Source organism: Dolichospermum sp. UHCC 0259, assembly GCF_009711935.1.
Classification (GTDB): domain Bacteria; phylum Cyanobacteriota; class Cyanobacteriia; order Cyanobacteriales; family Nostocaceae; genus Dolichospermum.
The window spans coordinates 1-357 of record NZ_VIKX01000282.1; the positions used below are offsets into that span (position 1 = coordinate 1).

The window sequence follows — 357 nt, forward strand, 5'->3', positions numbered from 1 at the left end:
CTATTACCAGATGAAAGATTTCAAAGTTTTCTGGGACAATGCAGCTTAACTCGACAAAGAGTTCAGCAGACAAAATTATATTTTCTTATCCCTCCTAGACAAAGAACTAAGGCTCGTTATCATAACGTTGATGTTTTGATAGAATGGGCAATAAAGGTCATAGAATATGAAAAACACCAAGACTTTTCTCAAATTAGCACTAGCTATAATTTAGACGATGAAGCACTATTTTTACTAAGCTTTACTTTAGGTGTAGATATTTTCAATATTCTCAAAAATCTCAAACCCTTCGTTTATAAGAACCGTCAGGAATTTACTGAAGCTCTTGTGAAACATTTAGGAAAAGAATTGTGCGTT

Annotated in this window: 1 pseudogene; it reads left to right on the forward strand. The window is 33.1% G+C overall.

Annotation, left to right across the window (positions count from 1 at the left end):
- A pseudogene (locus FJR05_RS23615) lies at positions 1 to 357 on the forward strand (hypothetical protein); the annotation flags it as partial.